Below are 22,654 nucleotides of genomic sequence, written 5' to 3'. Positions count from 1 at the left end.
GCAAGTCTCTTTTCTTATGTCATATCGGCAGCCTTATCATTCGCTACTATTGCAACAGCGAGCAAACCGGTAGAGAATGACACTATCAGTAGTAAAAAAACGGAGATCAGCGAACGCAATGTAATGCTGAATGCTTCGGATGCAAACAAGCCCCGTGAAATTCAGATCGGACTTCCCTGTGAAGATGTAAATGTGTATGAAAACGGATTACCCGCTGTCTATTCTTCGGCTGTGCATAAGCTGGCTACTCACTGGCGCAGCGATGCCAGCCTGGGCGAATTAGGGCTGATGACACCGTCTGAATCTGCTATTGCTACCGGAAACATCGCTTATTCCGTAAATTCTTTCTCCAAATTGGGGCAAAAGGAGTTCAAAGGAGTCTTGAATTACCGCACCAACCATTTTGGGTGGCAAAATATAGACATGAATGTGTCCGGTGGCATCGGAAACCGCTGGCTCTATACAGCCAGCATCTATCAGAACTTCGATCCGGGTAGTTTCTCTCCTAAGTTTGAAAACTTCAGTGACCGTACCCAACTTTATCATGCAGGGCTGACGCGCCTTTTCAACAATAATCGCGGAAGGTTCTCAGTTATCTATAAGTTCTCAAAAAGCAGTGCATTGGGTTCGATGATTAACGCTGCTCCGTTTATCTATGTGGGAGATGGCAGTGTGAAAGAAATTCCTGGCTTCAAGTTAGGAACTTCTTCGTATGCTCCCGAAGGTGGACGTTTTCAGTACATGGATGTGATGGACGGAAAGATGAAGAGCGGTCGGTTTGGTGACTTTACAGGCAATAAGGCGCATGAAGTGGCTATGCTGTTTGATTATACCTTCCGTAACAATCTGAACTGGACGCTGAATGCCAAGTTTATGAATGCTCCCGAAGCTAACTATGTGGACTTTGGTGGTAGCAATATCAACAAAGCCACGGTGGCGGACGGCCTTTTTCAGGATGGTTCGGAGGATGCCTATACCGGATTGGTCGAAGGCAGGCGTACCTGGTTGCATCTTGGCAAAGTGAAGAATGCATTGCTTACTTCCGAACTGAAAAAGAAGATAGGCGACCATGACGTACGCCTGGGGCTGAATGAATGGTTTTATCATTTGGATTATCACTCTTCTTCTTTTCAATGGGTAGGCACGGTTACTGAATATCCGCAGATACTGAATCGTGTGGTAGCTGACGGGACTACTGCTAAATTCAGTGGTTTCAATGAGCTGAGTCCGGAATATACCAAAGGGACCGAAAACAAACTGGCTGCCTACTTTACGGATAACTGGCAGGTAAGTCCGAAATTCACTGTCTATTATGGTGCCCGTCTGGAATATTACCGTATGTCTGCCGATCAGATTCCTTATGGTCGCTATTCCGGCTTCCACATCGGTGATACTCACGAATATACGGACAATCAAGGGAATATACTTTCTACTGAAAAGATACAGCCGCAGAAAGTAGTAAAAGATAAGCTGAACTATGCTGCAACGGCACAATTTACTTATAAGTTGACCAAGAACTTCGGGCTGACTGCCGACGGAACCGTCGCCACCCGCTTCCCACGTATCAATGAATATGCCGGAACAGGACCTACCGAAGAGCAATATAAGCGTGTGACTATCCCTTTGCTGCGTGGCGGATTGTTTTATCAGAATGACTGGATAAACCTGACTTCGATGATTACTTATATTTCCAAGTCGAATAATATAGACCAGCAGAATGTAACCAAACCGGGAACAACGCAGTCCAAGACGACCTTGCTAATTTACGATATCAAGACATTGGGTTGGACCACTTCCGCTGAAATCAATCCTTTCAAGGGTTTCCATCTGCATACCCTGTTCACTTATCAGAAACCGACTTATAACAACTACTTCATCAAATCTCCGTTTGAAGGAGTGCCTGACTTGAATGCTAATGGCAACATAGTGAAAGAAATTCCGCAGATACTGGCTGAAATAGATCCCAGTTATAACATAACTCCCGATCTGCGCTTGTGGCTCAGTTTCCGTTATTTCGGGAAGACGTATGCCAATCTGACTAATGCCCTCTATTTCAACGGTCGTTGGGAAACCTTCGGTGGTGTGAACTGGAAAGTGAATAAGCACCTCTCACTGGGGGCAACGGTAGTGAACTTCCTGAACCAAAAGGGTGCAAGCGGAACTATCAGCGGCGCCGAACTACTGGGCAAGGAAGAAGCAGGTAAATTCAAAGATCATTATATGAGTGGTAATTACTTGCGTCCATTTACACTGGAATTCAGTGCAAGCCTTTCATTCTAAATTAATTTAATATATTTTTGTAACTAAATTCATTGTACACCATGAAAAATTTACTTGTAACTCTCTTTGCATGTGCTACATTGTCGTATGCCAATGCAGCGGAAAACAAAACGATCCGTATTTCTACGGATAACACCGACCTGGTGCTTCAGGTAGGCGACAACGGCCGTCTGTATCAAACTTACTTAGGTGAAAAACTGCTGCATGAGCAGGATTTGAATAACTTTCAGTGGAATATCCATGCCGGTGCCGATGGTAGTGTAAGTAAACGCGGTTGGGAAGTGTATGGTGGTTCGGGTAATGAAGATTACTTTGAACCGGCTATCGCTATCACTCACAATGATGGCAATCCGTCCACTATGTTGTATTATGTTTCTTCCTCCTCCAAGGCGGTTGAGGGTGGTACGGAAACTGTGGTTAATCTCCGTGACGATCAGTATCCGGTAGACGTCACTCTGCACTATGTGGCTTATCCGAAAGAAAATGTTATCAAGATTTGGAGTGAAATCAAGCATCAGGAAAAGAAACCTGTCCTGCTTTCTACATACGCCTCTGCCATGCTTTATTTCAATAATTCCGCTTATTACCTGACTGAGTTCAGTAGTGACTGGGCAAAGGAAGCGCAAATGAGCAGCCAGCAATTGCAATTTGGCAAGAAAGTAATTGATACGAAGTTGGGAAGTCGTGCTGCCATGCATACGCATCCTTTCTTTGAAGTAGGGTTGGATCAGCCGGTCAGCGAACATCAGGGAAATGTATTGATGGGTACGTTGGGATGGACCGGTAATTTCCGCTTTACGTTTGAAGTGGACAATGTTGGGAATCTTCGTGTGATTCCCGGTATCAATCCTTACGCTTCGAATTATGAACTGAAACCGAATGAAGTGTTTACCACTCCCGAATTCATATTTACTTTGAGTAATGACGGTGCCGGGAAAGGAAGCCGTAACCTTCATGAGTGGGCACGCAACTACAGCTTGAAAGATGGTAAAGGGAGTCGTCTGACTCTTCTGAATAACTGGGAAAATACAGGCTTTAACTTTAACCAGGAGATACTGGCCGAGTTAATGAAGGAAGCCAAGCATCTGGGTGTAGATATGTTCTTGTTGGACGATGGTTGGTTTGCGAACAAATATCCCCGTAAGAATGATCATGCGGGTTTGGGAGACTGGGATGTGAATCACGATAAATTGCCCGGTGGCATTCCGGCGCTGGTGAAAGCTGCCAAGGATGCAGATGTGAAGTTCGGTATCTGGATTGAACCAGAAATGGTGAATCCCAAGAGCGAACTCTTCGAGAAACATCCGGACTGGGCGATCACACTGCCTAATCGTGAAACATATTATTACCGTAACCAATTGGTACTTGACCTTAGCAATCCAAAGGTGCAGGATTATGTATATGGTGTTGTAGAGAATATAATGAAGGAGAATCCCGAAGTTGCTTTCTTCAAATGGGATTGCAACAGTCCTATCACCAATATCTATTCTCCGTATCTGAAGAACAAACAGGGACAGTTGTATATTGATCATGTCCGTGGCATCTATAATGTTCTGAAGCGTGTGAAAGCGAATTATCCTGATGTCCCGATGATGCTTTGTTCCGGTGGTGGTGCCCGTTGCGATTACGAAGCGCTTAAATATTTCACAGAGTTCTGGTGCAGCGACAATACGGATCCTGTAGAACGTATTTATATCCAGTGGGGCTTTTCCCAGTTCTTCCCTGCGAAAGCTATGGATGCCCATGTGACCAGTTGGAATAAAGCGACTTCTGTAAAATTCCGTACGGATGTAGCTTCTATGTGTAAGCTTGGTTTTGATATAGGTCTGAAAGAACTCACGGCTGATGAATTGACTTACTGCCAGACGGCTGTTGCCAACTGGAAGCGTCTGCAAAGTGCCATTATGGATGGTGATCAATATCGTTTGGTGTCTCCGTATGAGGGCAATCACATGGCACTGAATTATGTAAGCAAGGATGCAAACAAAGCTGTATTATTTGCTTATGATATCCATCCGCGTTTCCAGGAGAAACTGATGACAGTCAAACTTCAGGGATTAAATCCGAACAAGCAATATAAAGTGGAAGAAATCAATTTGATGCCCTCTACTGAATCTAAATTAGAATCTAGCGGGAAAGTTTATTCCGGTGATTATCTGATGAAAGTTGGTTTGAATGTATTTGGTTTTACAGCGACTCAGAGCCATGTTATTGAGCTTACAGCTCAATAATAGCCTTATCTGGTTTGTCTGTCCTTCTTTCCGGCAATAGTAGTCTCCCTATTCTGTCCGAGTTAAAAATCGGTGGAATAGGGAGTTTTTTTAAGAAACAGATAACGATACCTATGATAATATTTTTATATTTGCGTTACTAATAACGGAAAAGATGAGAAGATATACTATCCAATTATTACTTGTTTCACTTTCCTGGTTTTGGTTGACCACTTCGTGTACCCATCGCGAAGCACGTTTCCGTATTGGAGTTTCCCAGTGCAGCGATGATGAATGGCGACATCAGATGAACAATGAAATGTTGCGCGAGGCACTTTTCTATGACGGAGTAGAAATTGATATTCGTACGGTAAAAGATGATAATGCAGAACAGATAAAAGATATCCGTAATTTCATCAAAGAAGGAGTGGACTTGCTTGTAGTTGCACCCAATGAAGCTGCACCTATCACTCCGGTAGTGGAGGAAGCCTTCGACAGGGGAATTCCCGTCATTGTTTTCGACCGCAAGATACTTTCTGATAAATATACTGCTTATATAGGTGCTGACAACTATGAGTTAGGAAAAGCAATAGGTAACTATGTTGCTAATATGCTTCATGGACAAGGCAACGTTGTGGAGATAGCCGGTTTGACAGGTTCTACACCGGCCATGGACCGTCATCAGGGATTTGTTGCTGCCATATCTCCTTATCCCGGCATTCAGCTTCTGGCACGTGAAGATGCCGGCTGGCTACGCTCTGAGGCAGGAGAGAAGATGGATACTCTTTTGGCGCGCTTTTCTGAAATAGATGTAGTGTATGCACAGAACGACCGAATGGCGGCAGGAGCTTATGATGTTGCTGAGCGGCAGGGTAGGGCAGAAGAAATGCGCTTTATCGGTACGGATGCTTTGCCCGGTGAAGGGTATGGCGTAGAACAAGTGCTGAATGGTCAACTGGATGCCACGTTTATTTATCCTACCGGTGGTGACCGTGTGATACAGATGGCGATGGATATCCTGAATAAGCGGGACTTTCCTCGTGAAACCATATTGAGTACTTCTGTTGTAGATGCTACCAATGCGCAGATTATGCAAATGCAGACCTCGCATATTGCTACCCTTGATGAAAAAATAGAAACGATGAATGGAAAGATGAGTCAGTTCCTTGATCGTTACGCTACGCAGCAAGTCATATTATATGGCAGCTTATTGGTACTTTTATTGGTAATCGGTTTACTGGTTGCCGTTTATCTTTCTTTGCGTACCAAAAATCGCCTGAATCGTGAACTGTCCCGGCAGAAGGAGAAGTTAGAGGAACAGAAGCAACAATTAACACAGCAGAAGGAGCTGCTCATTCAGCAGAAAGAACAGTTGGAACAGCTTTCCCGCGAACTGGAAGAGGCCACCCATGCCAAACTAGTATTCTTCACGAATGTTTCTCACGACTTCCGTACTCCGTTGACATTGATAGCAGATCCTATCAACCAGCTTCTTGCCGATAAGTCTCTTGGAGAGCATCCGCATCAACTACTGGAACTGATGAAGAAGAACGCTAACATCCTTCTTCGTCTTGTTAATCAAATTCTTGATTTCCGTAAGGTAGAGAACGGGCGGATGGAACTTCATTTGGAACCATTCGATCTTTTAAGTAGTTTCCGCGGCTGGAATGATTCTTTCCGTATGGCGTTGCTGAAAAAGCATATCTCCTTTTCTTTTGAAGTTACACCTGACACAGATTTCCGCATGATGGCAGATAGTGAGAAGATGGAACGTATCTATTTCAATTTGCTATCCAATGCTGTGAAATATACACCCGAGAATGGAAAAATAGTGGTTAAGCTGGAGGCGGAAACGACTAATTACCGTTTCTCTGTATTTAACTCAGGTAGCCATATTTCCCCAAAAGAGGTGGATGCTATCTTTGAACGCTTCTACCAGATAGACGGACATCAGGCCGGTACAGGTATCGGATTAGCGCTTGTCCGTGCCTTCGTAGAGATGCATGGCGGACAGATCACTGCCCATAGCAATGAAAAAGGAGCGACTTTTACCGTTCTTTTTCCGGCGCAGAGTGTTTCTCTGTATCATCCTACGGTTGTTACTCTTCCCACTGAGGAAGCGGAAGTCTCTGCTACATTGATAGAAACAGATTTACCCTTGGATGAGGAAGACACGAAAACTGCAGATCGCCCGACAGTGCTGGTTATTGACGATAATGCCGATATTCGCAATTACGTAAAAACACTACTTGCTGAAGAATATCATGTGCTGGATGCACCGGAAGCTGCTACAGGGATTCGTCTCGCAATGAAATATGTTCCCGATGTGATTGTTTCCGACGTCATGATGCCTGGTATGGACGGGATAGAGTGTTGCCGGAGGTTGAAAACCGAATTGCAGACTTGCCACATTCCCGTGATTCTTCTTACAGCATGTTCACTTGATGAACAACGTATTCAGGGGTATAATGGTGGTGCTGACTCTTATATATCCAAGCCTTTCAATTCTCAGTTGTTACTGTCCCGTATCCGGAATCTGATAGATTCCCGTCGGCAGCTTCGCCAGTTCTTCGGTGATAATCAGACATTGGCGAAAGAGAATATCTGTGATATTGATAAAGATTTTGTCTCTCGTTTTAAATCTCTGGTAGAGGAGAAAATGAGAGATCCGGAACTGAATGTGGAAGACTTAGGCAAAGATATGGGACTGAGCCGTGTGCAACTCTACCGTAAACTGAAATCACTTACTAACTATGCTCCCAATGAATTGCTCCGCCAGGCACGCCTTAAAAAAGCAATTTCCCTGTTGGCTTCTTCAGAAATGACGGTTGCGGAAATTGCTTATGAAGTCGGTTTCTCTTCTCCGTCTTATTTCACGAAGTGTTATAAGGAACAATTCGGTGAAAGTCCGACGGATTTCTTAAAACGGAAGAATTTATAGCGTTGCAGGGGGAAGAAACGATAATTATTGGCTATTTTTGCAGTCTGAAAAATGGAACTGAATATTTTATGAAATACGATCTTTGTTGTATCGGATATATTACTTTGGATAAAGTAGTTACTCCGCAGAAAACTGTGCACATGCCCGGAGGAACCTCTTTCTATTTTGCGCATGCCATCAAACACCTGAGTACGGAAGGATTCCAACTTGTCACCGCCTTGGCTGATAGCGAGATGCCGGTGGTGGATGATTTGAGGACAGACGGCATTGAAGTGAAAGTACTCCCCAGCATCCATTCCATCTGCTTTGAGAATATTTATGGCGAGGATACCAATGAAAGAAAGCAGCGGGTTACTGCTAAAGCTGATCCTTTTACGATTGAAGGTTTGCAGGATGTAAATGCCCGGATTTTTCATTTGGGTAGTTTACTGGCGGATGATTTTTCACTGGATGTTATCAAATATCTTGCCGGGAAAGGATTACTTTCTCTTGATGTGCAGGGTTATTTGCGTGAAGTGCAGAACGAAGAAGTATTGGCGGTGGACTGGGCTGAAAAAGAAGAAGCCTTGAAATATATCCATATCTTGAAAGCTAATGAACACGAAATGGAGGTACTTACGCAATGTTCAGATCCTTATGATGCTGCTGTTAAATTGGCGGACTGGGGAGTGAAGGAAGTCTTGCTGACTTTGGGAGACAAAGGCTCACTTATTTATGTTGATGAACGATTCTATGAAATTCCGGCATATCCGGTAGAGAATGTTGCCGATGCTACCGGTTGTGGGGATACGTATATGGCGGGCTATCTGTATATGCGTAAAAGAGGAGCATCTTATCAGGAAGCCGGTTGTTTTGCCGCTGCCATGTGTTCCGTCAAACTACAGAGCTACGGTCCGTTCGGTGGAACGGAGGAAGACGTACATAGCTTAATAAAAAAAGAAAATGCCGTAATTTAAGTACGGCATTTTCTTTTTTTATACAGATAGATCTGTTTATTTCAACATTGAAGGTAAATTGTCTCTTCCCCAGAAATAATAAAAGATCAGTCCGATCCAACTGGTGAGCAATACAAGAATAGCGACCAATAGTTTCTTGACGCCATCTACCTTCCATTGCATAATTTCCAATACGGCTTTGATAGCAAGTATCAGGCCTATAATCCAAATAATAAATCCAATCATAATGTTCGTTGCTTTTGTTTGAAAACAAATAAAGGCTGCATCCGGTTCACGGTGCAGCCTTCATTTTTCAGAGTTTATTATTTACTATTTTAATAATCGAAATTATTCGGCATCAGCACCCCAGTTTCCTTTAGACAGACGCTTGTAGCTGTTATAACGCCACTTGGCATTGTCTTCGGCAGCTTGGAACAGTTCAGCAGCTTCTGAAGGATATTGTTTCATTACAGAAGAGTAACGAACCTCGCTCTTCAGGAAGTCCTGGAATCCAGACCAATCCGGTTCTTTGCTATCCAGCTGGAACGGATTCTTGCCTTCAGCTTCCAAAGCCGGGTTGTAACGCCACAAGTGCCAGTAACCGCACTTAACAGCCTTTTCTTCCTCAGCTTGGCTCTTGCCCATACCCAGCTTCAGACCGTGGTTGATACACGGAGCATAAGCGATGATGAGTGACGGTCCGGGATAAGCTTCAGCTTCACGGATTGCTTTCAGAGTCTGAGCCTGGTCAGCACCCATAGCGATCTGAGCTACGTAAACGTAACCGTAAGTAGTAGCCATCAAACCAAGGTCTTTCTTACGTACACGCTTACCGGCAGCGGCAAACTTAGCGATAGCACCCACCGGAGTAGCCTTAGAAGACTGACCACCTGTGTTAGAGTAAACCTCAGTATCCAAAACCAGGATGTTAACGTCCTTACCGCTGGCGATTACATGGTCGAGACCACCGTAACCGATATCGTAAGAAGCACCGTCACCACCGATGATCCACTGGCTGCGTTTTACTAAATATTGAGTCAAGCCTTTCAGTTCCTTGCTAACCGGGCAGCCGGCAGCGATGCCTTGCTCGATGATAGCCTCGATCTGAGGTGCAAGTTCTTTAGTCTTGTCTGCGTCGTACATGTTTTCAATCCATGCTTTCAATACTTCCTTAGCCTCAGCAGGAGCATTGTCACCTTCCAGAATCTGGTTGAACAGTTTCACGATACGGTCACGCATCTTTTCATTAGCGAGTTCCATACCCAAACCGAATTCGCAGAAGTCTTCGAACAAAGAGTTTGCCCAAGCAGGACCTTGACCCTTTTCGTTCTTAGTATAAGGAGTAGAAGGTACTGAACCGGAGTAGATAGAAGAACATCCTGTTGCATTGGCTACCATTTCGCGGTCACCGAACAACTGAGTGATCAACTTCACGTACGGAGTTTCACCACAACCGGAGCAAGCGCCTGAGAATTCAAACAACGGAGTAGCGAACTGAGAGTTCTTTACGTTAGCTTTAACATCAACCAGATGTTGCTTGCTTGCTACCTTTTCAGCACAGTAATCCCAGTTAGGAACTTGGTTCAACTGGCTTTCCAGATGTTTCATAGTCAAAGCCTTGCCACCCTTCTTCGGATTACCCGGACAGATATCGGCACAGTTACCGCAACCCAGACAGTCGAGAACATCAACCTGGATACGGAATGTCATACCGTCGAATACTTTACCTACAGCTTTCAGCATCTCGAAGTTTGCACCCTTCTGCTCTTCAGCATCCAGAACGAACGGACGGATAGAAGCGTGAGGACAAACATAAGCACACTTGTTACACTGGATACAATTTTCAGCATTCCATTCGGGAACGAAAGCAGCTACACCACGTTTTTCGTATTTAGCTGTACCTTGATACCAAGTACCATCTTCGATGCCCTTAAATGCAGATACCGGCAGCAAGTCACCATCTTGTGCATTGATCGGACGAACTACTTCGTTGATGAATGCAGGATCGTTGTTTTCAGTCTTAGCGTCGTCAGCCAGGTTAACCCAAGCAGGATCAACGGTCAATTGCTTGTATTCACCACCACGGTCAACGGCAGCATAGTTCTTGTTTACGATATCTTCACCCTTCTTGCCGTAAGACTTCTGGATAAATTTCTTCATCTGTTCTACAGCCAGGTCAACAGGGATTACACCTGTGATACGGAAGAATGCAGATTGCAGGATTGTATTGGTACGGTTACCCAAACCGATTTCCTGTGCAATCTGAGTTGCGTTGATATAGTATACAGAGATATTGTTCTTAGCGAAATACTTCTTCACACGGGTAGGCAGGTTCTTGGCCAGTTCTTCGCCTTCCCAGATTGTATTCAGCAGGAATGTACCGTTCTTGCGCAAACCGCGGGTTACATCATACATGTGCAGGTAAGCCTGAACGTGGCAAGCCACAAAGTTCGGAGTGTTTACCAAGTATGTAGAACGGATCGGAGTATCACCGAAACGTAAGTGAGAACAAGTGAAACCACCTGACTTCTTTGAGTCGTAAGAGAAGTAAGCCTGGCAGTGTTTGTCGGTATTGTCACCGATGATTTTCACAGAGTTCTTGTTAGCACCTACTGTACCGTCAGCACCCAGTCCGTAGAATTTAGCTTCGAACATACCTGCACCGCCCAATGCGATTTCTTCTTCCTGAGGAAGTGAAGTGAAGGTTACGTCGTCTACGATACCGATAGTGAAGTGGTTTTTCGGCATCGGCATAGCCAGATTCTTGAATACGGCAATGATCTGAGCAGGAGTAGTGTCCTTAGAACCCAAACCGTAACGACCGCCTACGATTACCGGAGCATCAGCTGCACCATAATAGCAGTCTTTAACATCGAGGTACAACGGTTCGCCGTTCGCGCCCGGTTCCTTCGTACGGTCAAGAACTGCAATAGTCTTAGCAGTCTTAGGCACAGCAGCCAGGAAGTGCTTAGCAGAGAATGGACGATACAGGTGTACGGCAACCATACCTACCTTTTCGCCATTAGCCATCAGGTGGTCGATAGCTTCACGGGCAGCTTCGGTTACAGAACCCATAGCGATGATTACGCGTTCTGCGTCTTCAGCACCATAGTAATCGAACAATCCATATTTACGTCCTGTGATTTTAGAAATTTCATTCATGTATTCTTCTACAATAGCAGGAACTGCTTCGTAGTAGTTGTTGCATGATTCACGGTGCTGGAAGAAGTGGTCGGGGTTTTCAGCCATACCACGGGCAACCGGATTCATCGGATTCAATGCGCGAGCACGGAATTCAGCCAGAGCTTTTTGGTCAATCAGCGGAGCGAGATCGTCGTTTTCCAACATCTCGATCTTCTGGATTTCGTGAGAAGTACGGAAGCCGTCGAAGAAATTAACGAACGGTACACGAGCTTTGATAGTTGACAAGTGAGCAACACCGGAGAGGTCCATAACTTCCTGTACAGAACCTTCTGCCAACATGGCGAAACCTGTCATACGGGTTGACATAACATCCTGGTGGTCACCGAAGATACACAGCGCGTGAGAAGCCAGTGTGCGGGCTGATACGTGGAATACGCAAGGCAGGAATTCACCGGCAATCTTGTACATATTCGGGATCATCAGCAACAGACCTTGAGATGCAGTGTACGTTGAAGTCAACGCACCGGCTTGCAATGAACCGTGAACGGCTCCGGCAGCACCGGCTTCCGATTGCATTTCCTGTACCAATACTGTTTCGCCGAAGATGTTTTTGCGTCCTGCGGCAGCCCATTCGTCTACGTACTCAGCCATCGTAGAAGAGGGAGTGATGGGATAGATAGCAGCTACTTCAGAGAACATATACGAGATATGCGCAGCAGCCTGGTTACCATCACAAGTAATGAATTTCTTCTGTTTAGTCATAACTAAATTGAATTATTATTAAGTGAATAAATCTCAATATAAAAAGCCGAACATCCAGAGTGGAATCTGATTCCCCCTTCCTATTTCCGCTTTGTGCAGGGCATAGGTGACGCCGGGATTATTTTTTATTTTCATACCTTCCGGACAAATCTTGAAAGGCATCACATCGTCCACCAGGAATGACATATTCTTGTCGCCTTTGTTCACCTTGTGATCTTTCCACAGGGAATTTGCGAAGAAAGTGTCCAGCACATCTAGTTCTTCCACTTTCACGGGATAGATGGAGTACATCAGGTTGGAGTTGTGCATCATAATCTTCGATGGTTTCTTGGGGAATTCTTCTCCCTTCGGATATACCATATTGATAAGGCGTGCATCTGCCAAATATTTGATGTAGTTCATCACCGTGGCACGGGATGTTTGTATGTCGTTTGCCAACTGGCTTACGTTCGGGGCTTTCGGACCGTCTACTGCCAGCATATAAAGCAATTTCTTGATTTTTGAAAGATATTTCAGTTCAATCTGTTTGATAAGCAGGATGTCCACTTCTACCATCATATTCATGGTCTTCAACAGATTCTCCGAGAAATTGCGTTTCTCCAGAAAGAACGGATAGAAACCATGGTGCAGATAGTCCTGCAAGTAATCCAGTGGGCGTACCTTCGAAAGGATACCTTTGGCAATCTGTTCGTGGTTGCTCAAAATCTCTTCCAGTGTATAAGCACGGAACTTCATGCCTGTTTGCAGGTTCAGATACTCACGGAAGGAGAAGCCACGCAGGTTATAACTCTTCACTATATCGCGCAGTTCCAGGTTTTCCTCTTTCAGTCGCATCACGGACGAACCGGTAAACACGATTTTGAGGTTTGGAAAGCGGTCGTAGCACATTCTCAGTTCCCTGCTCCAGTCCGGATGTTTGAATACCTGGTCTATCAGCAATACTTTTCCGCCGCGGCGTTGGAATTCATAAGCGAAATCAACGATGCTGAAATAAGAAAAGTAGAAATTGTTCATATTGATAAAGAGGCAGGAACGGTCAGTGCCGAATTTCTCTTTAGCATATTGCAACAGAAACGTGGTTTTACCTACACCACGCGTTCCTTTAATACCGATAAGACGGTCGTTCCAGTTGATCTCATCCATGAGGTCACGGCGAACGGGGGCATTGGTATGCTCAACAAGATAGGCGTGTGTGCGGTAGAATGCTTCCATGCTGTTAAATTCAGTTTATCGGGCGACAAATATACGTCTTTTTTATAGAATTGCAAAGTAGAGATGGCAAAATATCTTTTTTGTTAGTGAAGTTTATATATTTGCTTTACCTTGTTTTTCTCTGTAATTTTGCGGCCTTAAATAATAAAGAACTGTAATAGTATGAAACTCTATGTATTTAACCCAGACACGGACATGGCACTTGCTAATAATGAAGAAAATTATATGGCTCCCGCTTCTGCCTGTCGCATGGCCCAAGATCTTGCTTTATTACCCGTTTGGTATGCCCAACCCGGCAGTGCAGTACTTGCTCCTTCGGCCTATAACGCTGATTACCTGCAAAAAATGAAACAATTGTTCCCCCTTTCCGTGCAATTGGTCACTGAACCGGAATTACCCGATTATGCGGAATCCCAAATTGTACCTTGGGGATGGAATCGCGCTTTCCGCAAGCGTATGCAGAAGGCCGGTATTGCCCAACATAAACTTCCTACGGAAGCAGAGTTGCGCGAGTGTCGTATGCTTTCTTCCCGTGCGTATGGGATGGCTCTTGCTATGACGTTTGAACTGAATAAAACCCTCAAATGTGTTTGTGGACGTCATTTTCTGATATCAGGGGAGGGCAAGGAATTCTGCGTTCCGGATATAGTCGATGATTTTAAGGACGGTTACCTGTTCAAGTCCGTGTGGTCGGGCAGCGGAAAGGGGTTGCGTTGGTGTCGCCGTGGTCTGACGAAATCTACGGCTGATTGGTGTCGTCGGGAACTGGTGAACCACGGGGCTCTTATACTGGAACCTATATATAAAAAGGAGGGGGATTTTGCCATGGAATTCTACTCCAATGGTAGGGGGAAGGTACTGTTTAGCGGCTACTCGCATTTTATTACGGATGAGAAAGGTGTTTATCGTGGTAATATGCTGGTTTCTAATGAAGAAGTGGAACAGTGGATTCTACGGTATATCCCTTTAGAAGCCTTTGTGTGCATTCGTGAGTATTTACAGAAAGTTATAGAAGGAATTTATGGTAGGTATTATTCCGGTCCTATGGGGATAGATATGATGATCTGTCCGGATCAGAGAGGATATCCGTACGCCATTTATCCACATGTTGAAATTAATGTGCGCATGACTATGGGGATGGTTGCCCGTCAGCTTTATGATAATTTCGTCGCTCCCGGTAGCAAAGGAATTTTTAATGTCGACAATTTCCCTTCTGCCGAGGCTTTGCGGACGCAACATGAACAGGACATGAGGGATTATCCATTGATAGTGGAGGAAGGAAGAATCGTCTCCGGCTATCTGGCCTTGGTGCCGGTTACTCCTCAAAGCAGGTACCGGGCTTACGTGCGGGTGGAGGTGCGTTAACCTCACGGAACCTCATTTAACCTCGCGGAACCTCACGTAACCTCCGACTGTCTCACATGCTATTCTTATCTTTATGGCTTTAAACTAAAACATAAAGAAAGATGAAAAGGAATTTCTATTTGCAGCATCCGCTGATGGCTATGCACGATCCCAGAATGAAATATCTGTTGAAAATGGAAAAGCTCAAGGGAACAGGGGCTTATTGGTTCGTTATCGAGAAATTGGCTATGTTGCCCGGCTCATGTGTCGATATGGAGTTTTTGCGTCCTTACTGCAAGATGCATAAGATATCTTTTGCTTATGTCAAGAAGATCATTCTCGGTTACGAGCTTTTCGATTTTGAAGAGGACGGATCTTTTGCGCCTGCCGAACTGAACCCACTGCATAAACCGGTTCAAAAGCGGGAGGAAACAGTTGCGGATAAAACGGGAAAACCGGAAGATTCGGTTCGAAAAACGGTTCCGAAAACGACCGGAAATGTATCGGAATCGTCGGTTTCCTGGTCAAAAAATGACGAAAAACGACAAAAAACGTCGAGGGAAAAGGCGGAAAAACGCACCGAAAAATCAGATAAAACGCTGAATGATAGTGTTATTAGTGAAAGTGTTGATACGGATAATAAAGAGAATATAAAAGATATACTAACAACAGCAGCAGAAGAAAAAGAAAGAAACACTGCTGCTGCTGATTTTTCCAATGTCGAGTCTCGTCGTACGGATGCCGCGGCTTGCTGTACGGTTGCCACAGTTCAGCGTTCGCAATGTCACACTTCACCGCTTCCGGTGCCGCACTTCAGCGTCCCCAATGCCGCACTTCACACTTGTTCAAGTGTGGCGTTTCACCCATTCAAGTGTGGCATTGGGGACGCTGGAGTGTGGCATTTGGGAGGGTCATCTGCCCGCTTCGCTTTCATTGCCACAACGGTCCACGGCAGTGACAGCAAAATACTTCTTTGCCGTCCAGAAGCGGACGGGAGCATACGTGTATTCCGTTCCTTGTACTCGCTGGGCAATAATATTTTCCGGATTGGAGGTATCCACCGGGTAAGTGTCCGAGCCGTAGATGACGTAGGTCGGTACATTACGTTTGTCGTTGTCCGTGGCGGGCATCCAACTGAGGTGGATGTATCCGTCCGGCAGTCGAGTGACAGTAAGGTGGGTAGGGGCTGTCGGTGGCACGTTGTCTATCCAGGGCATGGCAGGTTGCAGGGCAGGAGCGGTATAAAAGTCCTCTTCCAATACATCATACAACCCTTGTGTGTTGTCCATCAGATATTTCACACGATAATGGGCCTGACCTGCCAGTTTGTGGGTACGGATGAAGTGCATCTGACGCTCCACTTCATCCAGTGTCCAGTTTCCTTCACTGGGATCGAGGAAATAGATACCCAGTCCGGGAATGATCTGGCGACCATTACTTTGTTCCTGCCAGTCGAGAGCAAAAGGATAGAAATGGTTACCCCGGAAGTAAAGCATGGGATATATCTGATCCTGTATGCCTTCACCCAACCAACCTTGTGCATCTTGGTAAACAGTATGAAAAGCATTCCATCCGCGGGAAGGATAACGAGAGGTATCACGGTATTTTCCTACAGGGCAGGTACTTACCTTTACCCAGGGTTTCAGAGCTTTCACACCTTTGTAGAGGTGTCGGACGATTTCCGTAATGTTATCCCTGCGCCATTGGGCGAGGTCGCGTCCTTTGCCATATTTCCGGAAATCATAGGTGTCTGGGAATCGGGGAGCATTCTCCGGATAACGCAGATAATCGAAGTGGACGCCATCCACGTCATATTTTTCCACAACCTCGCGTACAAGGCTCATCAGATATTCTTTGGTTGCCGGATTTCCGGGATTGAGGAAGTATTCACGCTTATAAGGCACACAAATAGCGGATTTCTGTTTGGTTACGGAGGCATTGCCCAGATTGGCAACATGCTTGCGATTGCCTAACGGAATGGCTACCATCCAGGCATGGCATTCCATACCGCGCTTATGACACTCTTCTATGGCAAAAGCCAGTGGATCGTATCCCGGATCAGCAGCTGTTTTCCCAGTCAGAATGGAGTTGAACGGTTCTATCTTCGAGCGGTAGAGCACGTCACCGCGCGTTCGCGTCTGGAAGAGCACAGTGTTGAAGTTGGCATCTTTCAGTCGGTCAAGTATCTCGACTAGTTCTGCCTTTTGTTTTCGGATGCCTTCGGGACTGGTGGCACGGGTACGGGGCCAGTCCAAACCATAGACGGCGGTGACCCAGGCAGCGCGCACTTCGTATTTTGGAGGACGGGTAACCATCTCACCGGCGGATTGCGCGGTAAGGGGCAGAACGAATGTGATAAATAATATAGTGAGAAGTAACTGTTTCATGTTGATAGAGATTTTATTGTAATACCTAATACTTATTCTAAACAAATTCTCTTTTCCTTCTTTATTTCTGTCATTTTTAGCGGCGAAGATAAGTAAAACACTTGAGAATGTTGTGCAGTTTCCTTAGAAACTATTACATTTGCGTCCATTAAAAATAATGAATAACGCACCATGATTACATTTACGCTTTGCCTGTTGGCATTAATAGCAGGTTATTTTCTTTACGGGCGTTTCATCGAACATATTTTCGGCCCTGACGATCGTAAGACGCCTGCTTTGACTAAGACCGATGGGGTGGATTATATCCCTTTGCCCACCTGGAAGATTTTCATGATACAATTTCTTAATATTGCCGGTTTGGGTCCTATCTTCGGTGCTATTATGGGGGCTAAATTTGGTGTATCATCTTATTTGTGGATTGTGCTCGGCAGTATCTTTGCCGGAGCCGTACATGATTACCTGGCAGGTATGCTCTCTCTGCGTAATGGCGGTGAAAGCTTGCCGGAGATCATCGGTCGCTATCTGGGAGTAACTACCAAGCAGGTGATGCGCGGTTTTACAGTTCTTTTGATGATATTGGTAGGAGCTGTCTTTGTGGCCGGCCCTGCCGGATTGCTGGCAAAACTGACACCGGAATCTTTGGATGTTACGTTCTGGATAATAGTAGTATTTATCTATTATATTTTTGCCACTTTGTTGCCGGTTGATAAAATCATAGGTAAGATATATCCGCTTTTTGCTGTTGCATTGCTTTTTATGGCGGTGGGTATACTGGTGATGCTTTATGTGAAGCATCCTGTCTTACCGGAATTCTGGGACGGATTACAGAATACGAACCCTAATGCTGTTGAACTACCCATTTTCCCGATTATGTTTGTCAGCATAGCCTGTGGTGCTATCAGTGGTTTCCATGCTACGCAAAGTCCGTTAATGGCTCGTTGTATGACGAGTGAACGTCACGGTCGCCCTGTGTTCTATGGTGCTATGATTACCGAAGGTATTGTTGCCCTGATTTGGGCGGCAGCTGCCACCTATTTCTTTCATGAAAACGGAATGGGGGAGACGAATGCTGCCGTAGTAGTGGATGCTATCACCAAAGATTGGCTCGGTACTGTGGGAGGATTCCTTGCTATATTAGGTGTGATTGCCGCGCCTATCACGAGTGGTGACACCGCTTTCCGCTCTGCCCGCCTTATTGTGGCAGACTTCCTCGGAATGGAACAAAAATCCATGCGTCGTCGTTTGTATATATGTATTCCTATGTTTCTCGCTGCTATCGGTTTGTTGCTCTACAGTTTGAGCGACAAAGAGGGTTTTGACATGATTTGGCGTTACTTTGCATGGACCAATCAGACGCTTTCCGTCTTTACGCTTTGGGCGATTACCGTCTATCTGGTACGTGAAAAGAAAGGGCATTACTTTTATGTAACTTATGTTCCGGCTGTATTTATGACAACTGTTTGTATAACATACATCTGTATAGCCCCCGAAGGCTTTGGCTTAGGACCTCAGACTGCTCTCGGTGTTGCCATTCTGGCTGCTGTGGTAGCTGTGCTCTGGTTTAGTATCTGGTATTTTAAAACGACTAAAAAACTTTGGTAATGAAGAGATTTAAAAAATCTACAAGCATCACGATTGCTCTGCTTATCTATGTGAGTGCTACGGCAGCCTATTTCCTGCCGCGCAACACTGTTATCAGTGATACGGAAAAATACGTCACTGTTGCAGCATCCTATATCATTGTGTTTATCCTCTGGTTGGTGTTGCGTAAGAAAGAAGACTTGCAGCGAAAACGTAGAGAGGAAGATGAAAAGTACAATAACACCAAAAACTAATAAGTAACAATGAAAAAATTAGCATTACTCGTTTGTCTGCTTGTGGCCACAGTGGCTGCCCAGGCACAATTTGAAAAAGGAAAGTGGATCTTGAATCCGTCGATTTCCGGCTTAGGTTTGTCGCATAATACAGAGACAGACAAGACTTCATTTGGCATTGAAGCCAAAGGTGGTGCGTTTCTGCTGGATAATGTGGCGTTATTGATACATGCAGGAGCCAAATGGAATGAAAAAGGAGGTGATACGGATGTTTATACACTCGGTGTGGGCGGTCGTTATTATTTCAGTAAGATTGGTCTATATCTGGGTGCTGATGTCAACGTAGACCGTTGGGATTGGGGGACAAGCGATGATACCAAGTTTTCTTTCGGTGCGGAAGCAGGGTACGCTTTCTTTCTGTCGAGGACGGTGACACTTGAGCCGGCTGTGTATTGGAACGTAAACGGTGACCGTTCGGTATTTGGTCTGAAGGTTGGTTTCGGTTTCTACTTCTAACTTACATAACTCCTGCTATGAATAAAGCAAGCTAAGATTTTTCCGCTTTGCAGATTATTATAAATTGTCCTATGAGATAAAACAATTTGTCTTGTGGGACGATTTTTTTTATCTCATGGGACGGATATTTTTATCTCACGAGACAGAATAATCCGTCTCATGAGATGAGTTTCACTCAATTATTTCATGTGCAGTTTTTCTTGCAGGAATTGTCCTGTATAACTTGCCGCACATTTTGCCACTTCTTCCGGTGTACCTGCCGCTACCAGATTTCCACCTTTGTCACCACCTTCCGGTCCGAGGTCTATCACATAGTCGGCACACTTGATAACGTCCATGTTATGCTCGATGATTACGATGGAGTGTCCACGTAATATCAGGGCATCGAAAGCTTCCAATAATTTGCGAATATCATGGAAATGTAGTCCTGTGGTCGGTTCGTCGAAGATGAACAGGGTAGGGTCTGCCTTTTCCTGACTGAGGTAATAAGCCAGCTTCACGCGTTGGTTTTCACCACCTGAAAGGGTAGAGGAAGACTGTCCCAGTTTGATGTAGCCTAATCCTACATCTTGTAGTGGAGCGAGTTTTTTTACTATCTTCTTCTGTCCGTGTTTAGTGAAGAACTCTATAGCTTGGTTCACGGTCATTTCCAGTACATCGTAGATGTTAGCATCATGGAACTTAACCTCCAGTGTATCAGCTTTGAAGCGTTTCCCGTGGCAGGTTTCACATTCCAACACCAAGTCGGCCATGAATTGCATTTCTACTGTGATGGTTCCGTCACCTTTACATTCTTCGCAACGTCCGCCCTCACTGTTGAATGAAAAGTAGCCGGCAGTGTATCCCATTTGTTTGGCAAGTGGTTGATCTGCCCATAGTTTGCGGATTTCGTCGTAAGCCTTGATATAAGTTACAGGATTTGAACGACTGGATTTGCCAATAGGGTTCTGATCTACAAATTCTACATTTCGCAGGTTTTGCAGGTCACCGCCGATAGAAGCGAATTCGCCCGGACGTTCGCTGCACTCATCCAGTTCGCGTTTCAGGGCACGGAAGAAGATATCACGTACCAGGGTACTCTTTCCCGATCCGCTGACGCCGGTCACTACAGTCATTACATTCAGAGGAAAGCGCACGTTTACCCCTTTTAGGTTATTTTCGCGTGCCCCGGTCAGTTCTATGTAGTTATTCCATGGGCGGCGATGTTCCGGGACAGGAATTTCTTCTTCTCCCAGCAGATAACGAACGGTGTAGCTGTCGCTGTTCGGCTGCAAATCTTTCATATCTCCCTGATAGACCACTTGTCCGCCCAGGCGGCCGGCTTTCGGCCCGATATCTATGATGTAATCCGCTGCACGAATGATTTCTTCGTCATGTTCCACGATGACAACCGTATTACCCAGTTGTTGCAATTGACGCAATACGTGTATCAACTTGTCGGTATCGCGACTGTGTAGTCCGATACTGGGCTCGTCAAGGATATAGAGTGAACCTACCAGGCTGCTGCCCAGTGAAGTGGCTAGATTAATACGTTGGCTCTCACCACCCGAAAGCGAGTTGCTGAGACGATTCAGTGTCAGATATCCCAATCCGACATCGAGAAGGAAGCGGATACGACTGTTGATTTCCATGAGAATACGGGTAGCAACATCTTTGTCGTGCTTATCCAGTTGCAGGTTATCGAAGAAGTTTTTCAACTCCGTAATCGGCAGATCTACGAGTTGGGAAATATTTCGTCCTCCTACTCGTACATAGCTGGCTTCGGGTTTTAAGCGGGTGCCATGGCACTTCGGACACAGTGTTTTGCCACGATAACGTGCCAACATCACGCGATATTGTATCTTGTACTGATTTTCCTGCACCATCTTAAAGAAGGCGTTGATACCCTGGAAGTAAGGAGTGCCTTCCCATAGCATCCGGCGTTGTGCGTCCGTCAGCTCATAGTAAGGTGTAAAGATGGGGAATCCGGCTTTTTCGGCACCTCGTATCACCATATCTTTCCATTCACCCATCACTTCGCCACGCCAACAGACAACAGCACCGTCGTAAACGGACAGCGAACGGTTGGGAACCACCAGATGTTCATCAATACCGATTACTTTACCGAAACCTTCGCACTCAGGACAGGCACCGATGGGGGAGTTGAAGGAAAACATCTGGTCGCTCGGCTCTTCAAAAGCAATACCGTCTGCTTCGAATTTGGTGCTGAAGCGATACAGGCTGGTGGTTCCGTCAGGCTGATAGAACCGGAGCAGACAGGCACCGTCGCCTTCGTACATCGCCGTTTCGGCAGAGTCCGTCAGTCGGCTGACCGCATCTTTTTCTTTGGATGCTACCATACGGTCTATCAATAAAAAAACGGTATCTCCTTTCTTGGGTTCATATTCATCAATGCGTATCATCTCTCCATTTACTTCCAGACGGTTGAAGCCCTGCTTCATATCAATGTCCAGTTGTTGTTTCATTGTGCGGTCTTCACGCAGTAGTATCGGAGCGAGCACTGTGTATCTTGTCCCTTCCGGATAGCCTAACATACAGTTTACGATATCTTCAGTGGAATGTTTTTTTACTTCCTCTCCGCTAATGGGGCTGAATGTCCGTCCGATACGGGCATACAATAATCGCAGGTATTCGTATATTTCGGTAGAGGTGCCGACAGTGGAGCGTGGATTGCGGCTGCTCACCTTCTGTTCTATGGCGATGGCAGGCGGAATCCCTTTGATAAAGTCACATTCAGGCTTGCTCATACGTCCCAGGAACTGGCGGGCATAACTGCTCAGACTTTCTACATAACGACGTTGTCCCTCAGCATAAAGTGTGTCGAATGCCAGGGAGGATTTACCTGAACCGGACAACCCGGTGATGACAACAAGTTTGTTTCGGGGTATTTCTACGTCTATATTTTTCAGGTTGTTGACGCGTGCGCCTTTGATGAGTATGGAGTTGTTTTTGGTCATAATCTGAGTCACTAAAGTGAATTTAAGTTGCAAAGATAATCACTGCAATTCAAATATGTATAATGATTGGCAGGTTAAGATTTGTTATACTTTTAAATAGTTGCTGACATACAAGCGGGAAAAGCACTATTTTTATGCGCATTTTAAAAACC

13 protein-coding genes are annotated in these 22,654 nt (G+C 45.3%); 8 read left to right on the top strand and 5 right to left on the bottom strand.

Annotation, left to right across the window (positions count from 1 at the left end; genetic code table 11):
- Window positions 1–21: 21 nt before the first annotated feature.
- The 4 genes from BACCELL_RS24410 to BACCELL_RS24395 all read left to right on the top strand — a co-directional run bounded on the left by BACCELL_RS24410 (window position 22) and on the right by BACCELL_RS24395 (window position 8,387).
- Entirely contained in the window at window positions 22–2,280 is a 2,259-nt protein-coding gene (locus tag BACCELL_RS24410) for a TonB-dependent receptor domain-containing protein (RefSeq protein ID WP_044154408.1), read from the top strand.
- A 41-nt stretch (window positions 2,281–2,321) separates the two neighbouring features.
- Entirely contained in the window at window positions 2,322–4,511 is a 2,190-nt protein-coding gene (locus BACCELL_RS24405) for an alpha-galactosidase (RefSeq protein WP_007214830.1), read from the top strand.
- A gap of 154 nt (window positions 4,512–4,665) precedes the next feature.
- Window positions 4,666–7,431 carry a substrate-binding domain-containing protein gene (locus BACCELL_RS24400; protein WP_081450850.1) on the top strand — a complete coding sequence of 922 codons (2,766 nt, stop codon included), beginning with the start codon at window positions 4,666–4,668 and terminating at the stop codon, window positions 7,429–7,431.
- Between the two features lie 68 nt (window positions 7,432–7,499).
- Window positions 7,500–8,387: a PfkB family carbohydrate kinase gene (locus tag BACCELL_RS24395; RefSeq protein ID WP_007217384.1), complete on the top strand. Its 888-nt coding sequence runs from the start codon at window positions 7,500–7,502 to the stop codon at window positions 8,385–8,387.
- A gap of 36 nt (window positions 8,388–8,423) precedes the next feature.
- On the opposite strand, the gene BACCELL_RS24390 is transcribed toward BACCELL_RS24395, so the two are convergent.
- The 3 genes from BACCELL_RS24390 to BACCELL_RS24380 all read right to left on the bottom strand — a co-directional run bounded on the left by BACCELL_RS24390 (window position 8,424) and on the right by BACCELL_RS24380 (window position 13,484).
- Entirely contained in the window at window positions 8,424–8,612 is a 189-nt protein-coding gene (locus BACCELL_RS24390; RefSeq protein WP_007214827.1) for a hypothetical protein, read from the bottom strand.
- A 102-nt stretch (window positions 8,613–8,714) separates the two neighbouring features.
- Window positions 8,715–12,272, bottom strand: coding sequence for a pyruvate:ferredoxin (flavodoxin) oxidoreductase (gene nifJ, locus BACCELL_RS24385; protein ID WP_007214826.1), 3,558 nt, complete (start codon window positions 12,270–12,272; stop codon window positions 8,715–8,717).
- 33 nt (window positions 12,273–12,305) lie between these two features.
- Window positions 12,306–13,484, bottom strand: coding sequence for an ATP-binding protein (locus tag BACCELL_RS24380; RefSeq protein WP_007217386.1), 1,179 nt, complete (start codon window positions 13,482–13,484; stop codon window positions 12,306–12,308).
- A gap of 162 nt (window positions 13,485–13,646) precedes the next feature.
- On the opposite strand from BACCELL_RS24380, the gene BACCELL_RS24375 reads away from it, so the two are divergent.
- Window positions 13,647–14,849 (top strand): hypothetical protein, encoded by a 1,203-nt coding sequence (locus BACCELL_RS24375; protein WP_007214823.1) that lies wholly within the window; start codon window positions 13,647–13,649, stop codon window positions 14,847–14,849.
- Between the two features lie 890 nt (window positions 14,850–15,739).
- Here the strand turns inward: BACCELL_RS24375 and BACCELL_RS24370 are convergent.
- Complete coding sequence (locus BACCELL_RS24370; protein WP_007217388.1) at window positions 15,740–17,215, bottom strand: glycoside hydrolase family 10-like protein; 1,476 nt, start codon at window positions 17,213–17,215, stop codon at window positions 15,740–15,742.
- Window positions 17,216–17,386: 171 nt separating this feature from the next.
- Here BACCELL_RS24370 and BACCELL_RS24365 point away from each other — a divergent pair, with 171 nt between their 5' ends.
- The 3 genes from BACCELL_RS24365 to BACCELL_RS24355 are packed head-to-tail and all read left to right on the top strand — an operon-like array spanning window position 17,387 to window position 19,545.
- The gene (locus BACCELL_RS24365) at window positions 17,387–18,817 is read left to right on the top strand and encodes a carbon starvation CstA family protein (RefSeq protein ID WP_007214820.1); all 1,431 of its coding nucleotides are present in this window, start codon (window positions 17,387–17,389) and stop codon (window positions 18,815–18,817) included.
- A complete protein-coding gene (locus tag BACCELL_RS24360; RefSeq protein WP_007214819.1) occupies window positions 18,817–19,050 on the top strand; it encodes a hypothetical protein in 234 nt (77 codons plus the stop codon). Before BACCELL_RS24365 ends, BACCELL_RS24360 begins: the two co-directional genes overlap by 1 nt.
- Before the next feature lie 9 nt (window positions 19,051–19,059).
- Window positions 19,060–19,545, top strand: coding sequence for an outer membrane beta-barrel protein (locus tag BACCELL_RS24355; protein ID WP_007214818.1), 486 nt, complete (start codon window positions 19,060–19,062; stop codon window positions 19,543–19,545).
- Between the two features lie 179 nt (window positions 19,546–19,724).
- Here BACCELL_RS24355 and uvrA read toward each other — a convergent pair whose 3' ends face one another.
- Entirely contained in the window at window positions 19,725–22,502 is a 2,778-nt protein-coding gene (uvrA, locus tag BACCELL_RS24350; RefSeq protein ID WP_007214817.1) for an excinuclease ABC subunit UvrA, read from the bottom strand.
- Window positions 22,503–22,654 lie beyond the last annotated feature (152 nt).

Origin of the sequence: Bacteroides cellulosilyticus DSM 14838 (genome assembly GCF_000158035.1) — a bacterium.
GTDB lineage: Bacteria > Bacteroidota > Bacteroidia > Bacteroidales > Bacteroidaceae > Bacteroides > Bacteroides cellulosilyticus.
This window is presented reverse-complemented; position numbering and strand designations above follow the sequence as displayed.